Here is a 9128-nt window from a genome sequence, read left to right on the forward strand (position 1 = left end):
GCCGGTTTAGCTCAGCTGGTAGAGCAGCGGTTTTGTAAACCGAAGGTCGCGGGTTCGATTCCTGCAACCGGCACCATAGCAACGGGCGTTGATCGAACCAGCGTGATGCCAATCTCCGAAGCGACCGCAGGCGGGCGGCTGACGATCGATCTCGGCGCGCTCAAGGCCAATTACCGGCGCTTCGCGGCACTTGCCGGCGCCGCCGAATGCGCGGCGGTGGTCAAGGCCGACGCTTATGGCATCGGCATCGGGCGCGCGGTTCCCGCCTTGCTGGAGGCCGGGTGCCGAACCTTGTTCGTCGTCCAGCTCGACGAGGCGCGCGCGATCGCGCCTTTGCTGCCCGATGGCGTGCCCATCTACGTGCTGAACGGCTTCTATCCGGGCAGCGAAGCCGATTTCCTGGAGGTCGGGGCCGCGATCCCGGTGCTCAACTCGCTCGCCCAGGCGCAACGCTGGCGGAGGCTGGCGGAGGCGCGCGGCGCGCGGCTGCCGGCGGCGGTGCAGTTCGACACCGGCATGTCGCGCCTGGGTATGCCGTGGGACGAGATCGAGGCGCTCGCCGCCGACGCGGGCTTCGAACACACGGTCGATCTGCGGCTGGTGATGAGCCATCTCGCGTGCAGCGAGCATCCCGATGTTCCGGCGAACCGGCACCAGCTCGCGCTGTTTCGGGCGGCGGCGGACAAATTCCCGGGGGTGCCGCGCAGCCTCGCCAATTCGGGCGGCACGGTGCTGGGGCCGCCTTGGGCGTTCGATCTCGTCCGCGTCGGCATCGCGCTCTACGGCGGCAACCCGACCGACGATCCGGGGTTCACGACGGCGCCGGTGGTCCAGTTGGATGCCAAGGTCATTCAGCGCCGCACCGTGCCCGCCGGCACCGGCGTCGGCTACGGCCTGACCTGCACCACCACGCGGACCACGCGGGTCGCCACGCTCGGGCTGGGCTATGCCGATGGCTGGCTGCGGTCGCTGGGCGGGCGTGGCGCGGCGATGTTCGGCGCGATGCGGCTTCCCATCCTCGGGCGCGTTTCGATGGACAGCATAGCGATCGATATCACCGATGTGCCCGAAGGCGTGCTGAACGAAGGCGACTGGGTGGAACTGATCGGCGCGCACCAGACGCTCGATGCGGTCGCGGCGGCGGCGGGCACGATATCCTACGAGATCCTCACCGGGCTCGGCGATCGCTATCATGTTCGCGTGATCGACGGGGAGCATGGCGCGTGAAGATCGTGGTGCTCGGCGGCGGCGTGATCGGAGTGACCACCGCTTATTATCTCGCCAAGGCCGGGCATGAGGTGACGGTGATCGATCGCCAGCCGGGCCCGGCGCGCGAGACCAGCTTTGCCAACGCCGGCGAGATTTCGCCCGGATATGCCTCGCCATGGGCGGCGCCGGGAGTGCCGCGCAAGGCGATCGGCTGGCTGATGGCCAAACATGCCCCGCTGATCCTTCACCCGCACGCCAGCGCGGAGATGATGGGCTGGCTGGTGCGGCTGCTGCGCAACTGCACGCAGGCGCGCTATGCGGTGAACAAGGATCGCATGGTCCGCATCGCGGAATATAGCCGCGACAAATTGATCGCGCTGCGCGAAGCCGAGGGGCTTCGCTATGACGAGCGCTCGCTGGGAACGCTCCAGCTCTTTCTGAAGCAGAAGCAGGTCGATGGCGCGCACAAGGATATCGCCGTGCTGGAGCGCGAAGGCGTGGCGTTCGAGCTGCTCGACCGCGACGGCTGCGTGCGCGCCGAACCCGGCCTGGCGGCGGTGCGCGATCGGCTCGCGGGCGGCCTCCGCCTCCCCGGCGACGAGACCGGCGATTGCTTCAAGTTCACCAATGCGCTCGCCGCGCGGTGCGCGGAGCTCGGCGTGGAGTTTCGCTACGACGTGACCGTCGAACGCCTGTCGGAAAAGCAGGGGAGGATCGATCGGGTCAGCACCAGCGAGGGGCCGGTCGTCGCCGATGCCTATGTCGTCGCGCTCGGCAGCTTTTCGCGCGCGATGGTGGCATCCCTCGGGCTTCGTCTCCAGGTCTATCCGGTCAAGGGCTATTCGATCACCGTCCCGATCGGCGACGCGGATCGCGCGCCCGTCTCGACGATCATGCACGAGACCTACAAGGTCGCGATCACCCGCCTCGGGCAGACGATCCGCGTCGGCGGGATGGCCGAGGTTTCGGGCTATTCGTCGACGGTGGTCGAAGGGCGGCGCGAGACGCTGATCCATGCGCTGAACGATCTGTTTCCCGGCGTCGCCGCGACGACCGACGTGCCGCTGTGGAGCGGGCTTCGCCCGATGACGCCCGACGGCCCGCCGATCATCGGGCCGACCCGGCTGCCCAACCTGTTCCTCAACACCGGCCACGGCACGCTCGGCTGGACGATGGCGTGCGGCTCGGGCCAGGCGCTGGCGGATATCATTTCCGGCCGCCCGCCCGAGATCGCGGTGGACGACCTCGGCTTGCGTTAGAGTCTGTCCTGTCGACGTTTCAGCTTGAACAGGACAGCCTCTAGAACGCGCCGGTCGAGCCTGCGATATTCTGCACAACGGGATCGTGGTTCCCGAGCTTGACGATCTCTCCGGCGCCTGACACTCCGAAAAAAAACGTGAAATAATATGGCGATGATCGCGCTGCGACGTACGCCGAGGGGAAGAGGAACATATGACGATCTCTCTGCGGCATTCGATGCTGGGCATGGCGAGCGCGCTTGCACTGGCCCATGCGGCACCCGCGCTTGCGCAGAACGCGCCGGCGACGGCGGTTCCCGCCGATCCCGGCGACATCGTCGTGACCGCACGGCGCACCGAGGAGCGGTTGCAGGACGTGCCGATCTCGATCACCGTGTTCAGCCAGCAGCAGATCGCCAGCCGCAACATCCTCACGCCGGCCGATCTCTCGACCTACACGCCGTCGCTGGAGACCAACAACTTCTTCGGCACCGCGAAAACCGAATTCGCGATCCGCGGCTTCAGCCAGGATATCGGCACGCAACCGGCGGTCGGCGTCTATTTCGCCGACGTGGTGGCCCCGCGTGCCCCCTCGGTGAACGTGCCGGCCGGCGACGGCGCCGGGCCGGGCTCGCTGTTCGATCTCCAGAACATCCAGGTGCTCAAAGGCCCCCAGGGCACTTTGTTCGGCCGCAACACCACCGGCGGCGCGGTGCTGCTCGTGCCGCAGAGGCCGACCGACAAGACCGAGGGCTTCGTCGAGGGCTCCTACGGCAATTACGACATGAAGCGCATCCAGGCGGTGTTCAACACGCCGCTGGGCGACAAGGGGCGCTTCCGCATCGGCGTCGATCGCGTGAAGCGCGATGGCTATCTCAAGAATAGCGGCGGCATCGGGCCGGATCGTTTCAACGGCACCGATTATCTGGCGGTTCGCGCCAGCCTCGTCGTCGATCTCACGCCCGATCTCGAAAACTACACGATCGTTTCCTACTCGCGCTCGAACGCGATCTTCACGCAGAAGCTGGCGACCTGCAATGCGGCGGTCGCGCTCGGCGCGCTGGCCTGCGATCAACTGGCCCGCTCGGCGGCGCGAGGCGACGGCTTCTACACCGTGCAGACCGCGATTCCGGATCTCTACGATCATCAGGAACAATGGCAGGTGGTCAACACGACGACCTGGACGGCGAGCGATTCCCTGACGATCAAGAATATCGCCAGCTATGCGCAATATAAAGAGCGCTATTCCTCGGAAATCTTCGCGACGCAGTTCGACGCTAACGTGTTCGTGCCGTTCGTCCCCAGGAACACCTTCATCAGTCTTGCGACTTCGCAGCCCGTGAACGGCGATATCGCCAATGCCAATCAGGCGACCCTGACGGATGAGTTCCGCCTCTCGGGTACGGCGTTCGACAGGCGCCTGACCTGGCAAGGCGGCGTCTATGCCGAGATCAGCAATCCGCTCGGCCAGACGGGGGCCGGCTCGCAATCTTTGGTCAACTGCTCCGACCTCGCCAAGCTGGTCTGCAACAATCCGATCGGTGCCGGCGGCGTCCAGCGATTCCTGACGCGCACGACGCTTCACGATTATGGCGTCTACGCGCAAGGCACCTACAAGCTGACCGATCGACTGAACCTGACGGGGGGCATTCGCTATACCTGGGACAGGGCGCGCTCGGACGCCAGTCTGTTCAGCTACCTCTATCCCTTCAGCGTGGCTCAGCTATCACCCAGCGGTGTCGTCTGCGCGGAGGACGGGCTCCAGCTACCGGGCTGCGCGGTGCGTTACAGCATCAGCTCGCATAAACCGACATGGCTGATCGATCTCGATTACAAGCCGAGCCGAAATATCCTGCTCTATGCCAAATATTCGCGCGGCTACCGCGCCGGCAACATCTCGCCCAACGCGCCCGCGCAGGTCGCGACCTACAGGCCCGAAAAGCTCGACGCCTATGAGATCGGCCTCAAGACCAGCTTCGGCGGCGCCCTGCACGGCACGTTCGATGTCGCGGGCTTCTACAATGATCTCACCGACCAGCAATTGCTCGTGCTGCTGCAGCCGATCGGGAACACCGGCGCGCCGCCGATCAGCGGCACCCTCAACGCGGGCAAGTCGCGTATCGCCGGCGCCGAGGTCAGCGCTTCGATCACGCCGTTCACCGGCTTCACGCTGGATGGCGCCTATACCTATCTCTATACCAAGCTGCGCAGCATCAACGCGAACGGCATCGATTCGAGCGTCTACCGGCTGGCGCCGTCGGAGCGGCCGGGCGATCCGCTACCGCTTTCGCCGAAGAACAAGTTCACGCTGACCGGGACCTATATCCTCCCGCTCGCGCCCAAGGTGGGGCAGGTGGCGCTTTCGGCGACCTTCGTGCACGTCGACAAGCTGGTCTCCAATTATTCGACGCGCAATGCCGATGGTTCGCTCGGGCCGTTCGACATCGTGCCGTCGCGCGATCTGCTCAACCTCAACCTTAACTGGAAGTCGGTCGCCGAAACGAACATCGATCTGTCGCTGTTCGCCACCAACGTGACCAACAAGCATTATTACAGCTTCTTCGCGCCATTGCTCGCCCCAACCGGGTTCACCTCGGGCGCGGTCGGCGAGCCCAGGATGTACGGCGCGCGGCTGCGCTACCATTTCGGTAGCTGATCCGGTCGAGCGCGGCGGCGCCTGCTGAAATATCAGCCGCGCTTCGGCGTCGCGCCGACATGCGCGACGCCGCGCGCCTCGGCCAGCATCGTCTGGCGGTGGCGCTCGGCATAGCCCTCGCGCTGCCGGTCGGTGCGGTCGGCATGGCAGGCGGGGCAGCTTATGCCTTCGACGAACAGCGCCGAGCTTTGTCGTTCGGCGCTGACCGGCATGCGGCACGCGCGGCAGAGTATATGGCGTCCCGGCTCCAGGCCCGGCCCTACGGCGACGCGTTCGTCGAAGACGAAGCATTCGCCCTGCCAGCGGCTCTGCTCGGGCGCGACCGCCTCCAGATAGGCGAGAATGCCGCCCTTGAGGTGATGGACGTCCTCCAGCCCCTCGGCGCGGAGGAAGGCGGTCGCCTTTTCGCAGCGTATTCCGCCGGTGCAGAACATCGCGATCCTCGGCGGGCGTTCGCGACCCAATAATTCCGCGCGATGCGCCGCGAACCACGCCGGGAAATCGCTGAACGCCTTGGTCCGCGGATCGATCGCGCCCGCAAAGGTGCCGACGGCGACCTCGTAATCGTTGCGCGTGTCGATGAGGATCGTGCCGGGCTGGTCGATCAGCATGTTCCAGTCCTGGGGCGCGACATAGTGGCCGCGCGCGCCCAGCGGATCGATATGTGGCTGCCCCATCGTCACGATCTCGCGCTTTATCCGCACCTTCATCCGGTGGAAGGGCATGTCCGGCGCACGGGATTCCTTCGTCTCGATATCCGCGCACCCCGGCAGCGCCCGAATTTCCGCGAGGACATGATCGATGGCTTCGTCCGCACCGGCGATCGTGCCGTTGATCCCCTCGGCCGCCAGCAGCAACGTGCCTTTCACCCCGCGCGCGCAGCATGCCAGCGCCAGCCGCGCGCGGATCGCCGCGCAATCCTCCATGGGCGTGAACCGATAGAGAGCGACGATACGGACCGGCATCACGCGGCGGCTATCGATCGATCGCCCCCGCTTCGCAACCCCTTTGGCGACCATGCGCTTAACGTGCGAGAACGAGACCGATGACCAGGGAGAATCGCATGCGCTTCATCGTCAACGGCGATCCGATCGATGCCGAGTTCGACCTTCGCACCTCGCTGCTCGATCTTCTGCGCGAGCATCTCGGGCTGATGGGATCGAAGAAAGGGTGCAACCAGGGGGCGTGCGGGGCGTGCACCGTGCTCGTCGATGGCGAGCGGATCAACGCCTGCCTGGGTCTGGCGGTCCAGTATCAGGGCCGGGCGATCACCACGGTCGAGGGGCTGGGGCAGGGCGATACGCTGCATCCGCTGCAACAGGCGTTCATCCGCCACGACGGCTTTCAGTGCGGCTATTGCACGCCGGGGCAATTATGTTCGGCGGTGGCGATGGCGGGCGAGATCGCGCGGGGCAGCCCGAGCGTGGTCACCGCCGACCTCTCCGCCGAGACGATCGCGCTCGACCATGACGAGCTGCGCGAGCGGATGAGCGGCAATCTCTGCCGCTGCGGCGCCTATAACGGCATCGTCGAGGCGATCGCCGAAACCTTCGCGAAGCACGCCGCATGACGCCTTTCACTTACGCGCTGGCGCCCGACGCGGCGGGCGCGCTGCGGCACGCCGAGGGAGGGGCGAGCGCCAAATATCTCGGCGGCGGCACCAATCTCGTCGATCTGATGCGCGAGACGATCGAGCGGCCGGAAATGCTGATCGACGTGACGGCATTGTCGCATTCGATCGCCGCGCGGGGGGACGGTGGCGTGCTGATCGGTGCTGCGGCGAGGAACAGCGCGCTGGCCGACGATCGCACCATCCGGCGTGACTTCCCCGTGTTGGCGCGCGCGATCCTGGCGGGGGCGAGCGGGCAGATCCGCAACATGGCGACCGTCGGCGGCAATATCCTCCAGCGCACGCGCTGCACCTATTTCTACGACGATGCCACTCGCTGCAACAAAAGGGCGCCCGGCGAAGGCTGCGACGCGCTCGACGGCTTCAACCGCATCCACGCCATCCTCGGCGCCACCCCCGCCTGCGTCGCCACGCATCCCTCGGACATGGCGGTTGCGCTGGCCGCGCTGGATGCGATCGTGCATCTTGAGGGGCCGGAAGGCGCGCGGACGATCAAGCTGGTCGATCTCCACCGTCTCCCCGGCGGCCGGCCCGATATCGAGACCGAGCTTCGCCCGCACGAGCTGATCGTCGCGGTCGAGCTGCCGCCGCTGCCGTTCGCGCGCCGCTCGGCCTATCGCAAGGTCCGCGATCGATCGAGCTATGCCTTCGCTTTGGTCTCGGTCGCCGCCGCGCTGGATGTGGAGGACGGCACGGTGCGGGACGTGCGGCTGGCGCTGGGAGGGGTCGCGCACAAGCCGTGGCGCGCGTGGAAGGCCGAAGCGGCGCTGCGCGGCCAGCCGGCGACCGAGGCAAGCTTTCGCGCCGCCGCCGAAGCCGAGCTCGCCGATGCCACACCGCTGCGCGACAACGGCTTCAAGATCGAGCTGGCGAGGCGGACGATAACCGCGGTGCTCGGCGAACTGGCGGGGGAAAGCGCATGAGCATCGTTCAGGACGCCGCGCAGAAGCTGACGCAGACCGCGCTCAGCCATGTCCCCGATCGCTGGCTGCCCGGTGCGCAGCCCGATCCGCTGCGCCAGAAGCATGGCCTGATCGGCGCGCCGGTGACGCGGGTCGATGGCATGCTCAAGGTGCGGGGCGAGGCGCGCTTCGCCGCCGAGGTGCCGTTCGACGATCTGCTCTACGCGGCGGTGGCGTTCAGCACGATCGCGCGTGGGCGGATCGCCACGCTGGAGACCGAAGAGGCCGAAAAGGCGCCCGGCGTCGCGCTGGTGATGACCTACCGCAACGCGCCGCGCATGGCGCCGCCGCCGCCGATGATGAGCACGCCCAAGGCCGCCGGATCGAAGGACCTGCCGGTGATGCAGGATCCCGAAATCCACTGGAACGGCCAGCCGGTGGCGGTGGTGCTGGCGGAGACGCAGGAGCAGGCCGATCATGCCGTAACCCTTCTCCGCGTCACCTATCAGGCCGAGCCCGCGATTACCGATTTTCAGGTCGCCAAGGCCAATGCGCATCCCCCGAAAAGCATTTTGGGCGAACCGCCGGTGCTGGAGATCGGCGATGCCGAGACCGCGCTCGCCGAAGCGGCTTTCACGGTCGATCGAACCTATCGGACACCGCGCCACAACCATAACGCGATCGAACTGCATGCCGCCACCGTGCTGTGGGAGGGCGACAATCTCACCGTCCATGATGCCTCCCAGATGGTGAACAGCACCGCCTGGACGCTCGCGCAGATATTCGGGATCGCGGAGAGCCAGGTCCGCGTGCTCTCCCCCTTCGTGGGCGGCGGGTTCGGCGGCAAGTGCCTGTGGGATCATCAGATCCTCGCCACCGCCGCCGCGAAGCTGGCGGGGCGGCCGGTGCGCATCATGCTTTCGCGCGAGGGCGTGTTCCGTCTCGTCGGCGGCCGCACGCTGACCGAGCAGCGCGTGGCGCTGGGGGCAAAGGCCGATGGCACGCTCGTGGCGCTGATCCACACCGGCGTCGTCGCGATGACCACGCACAATAGCTGCCCCGAGCAGTTCACCTTCCCCGCGCGCCATCTCTACGCCGCCGAGAACATCAGGCTGGCGCAGGACGTGGCGGACATGGACATGCTCGCCAACACGTTCATGCGCGCGCCGGGCGAATCGGTCGGCACCTTCGCGCTGGAATGCGCGCTCGACGAGCTTGCCGAAAAGCTGGAGCTCGATCCGATCGAGCTTCGCCGACGCATCGAGCCTGCCACCGACCCGACCAGCGGCCACGAATTCTCCGAACGCTCGCTGATCGAGGCGTATCGGCGCGGCGCCGAGCGCTTCGGATGGGAGCGGCGCGGCAAGCCGGGCGCGCGGCGCGAGGGCGAGTGGCTGATCGGCATCGGCGTCGCGACCGCGACCTATCCTTATTACCGCATGCCCGGCGGCGCGGCGCGGATCACGCTCGGCGCCGACGGCCGCGCGCTCGTC

At 66.9% G+C, this 9128-nt stretch carries 7 protein-coding genes and 1 tRNA gene; 7 read left to right on the forward strand and 1 reads right to left on the reverse strand.

The window, feature by feature from the left end; translation table 11 throughout:
* From HUU94_RS12480 to HUU94_RS12490, 4 genes are all read left to right on the forward strand, one after another.
* A tRNA-Thr gene (locus HUU94_RS12480) sits at positions 1-76 on the forward strand.
* Positions 77-105: 29 nt separating this feature from the next.
* The gene (gene alr, locus HUU94_RS12880; RefSeq protein ID WP_254602193.1) at positions 106-1227 is read left to right on the forward strand and encodes an alanine racemase; all 1122 of its coding nucleotides are present in this window, start codon (positions 106-108) and stop codon (positions 1225-1227) included.
* Positions 1224-2468 (forward strand): D-amino acid dehydrogenase, encoded by a 1245-nt coding sequence (locus tag HUU94_RS12885; RefSeq protein ID WP_254602194.1) that lies wholly within the window; start codon positions 1224-1226, stop codon positions 2466-2468. The genes alr and HUU94_RS12885 overlap by 4 nt, the downstream gene beginning before the upstream one ends.
* A 193-nt stretch (positions 2469-2661) precedes the next feature.
* Positions 2662-5103 (forward strand): TonB-dependent receptor, encoded by a 2442-nt coding sequence (locus HUU94_RS12490; RefSeq protein ID WP_174275392.1) that lies wholly within the window; start codon positions 2662-2664, stop codon positions 5101-5103.
* Positions 5104-5135: 32 nt separating this feature from the next.
* On the opposite strand, the gene trhO is transcribed toward HUU94_RS12490, so the two are convergent.
* The gene (gene trhO / locus HUU94_RS12495; protein WP_174275393.1) at positions 5136-6068 is read right to left on the reverse strand and encodes an oxygen-dependent tRNA uridine(34) hydroxylase TrhO; all 933 of its coding nucleotides are present in this window, start codon (positions 6066-6068) and stop codon (positions 5136-5138) included.
* A gap of 98 nt (positions 6069-6166) precedes the next feature.
* Here trhO and HUU94_RS12500 point away from each other — a divergent pair, with 98 nt between their 5' ends.
* From HUU94_RS12500 to HUU94_RS12510, 3 genes are all read left to right on the forward strand, one after another.
* Positions 6167-6673, forward strand: a complete 507-nt coding sequence (locus tag HUU94_RS12500; protein ID WP_174275397.1) for a 2Fe-2S iron-sulfur cluster-binding protein — start codon at positions 6167-6169, stop codon at positions 6671-6673.
* On the forward strand, positions 6670-7656 hold the full coding sequence (locus HUU94_RS12505; protein WP_174275394.1) for an FAD binding domain-containing protein: 987 nt from the start codon (positions 6670-6672) through the stop codon (positions 7654-7656). Before HUU94_RS12500 ends, HUU94_RS12505 begins: the two co-directional genes overlap by 4 nt.
* Positions 7653-9128, forward strand: a 1476-nt coding sequence (locus HUU94_RS12510) for a xanthine dehydrogenase family protein molybdopterin-binding subunit (RefSeq protein ID WP_174275395.1), incomplete at its 3' end; no start/stop codon positions are given. The genes HUU94_RS12505 and HUU94_RS12510, both read left to right, overlap by 4 nt.

The sequence above is a fragment of the Sphingomonas bacterium genome (assembly GCF_903644055.1).
Classification (GTDB): domain Bacteria; phylum Pseudomonadota; class Alphaproteobacteria; order Sphingomonadales; family Sphingomonadaceae; genus Sphingomonas_I.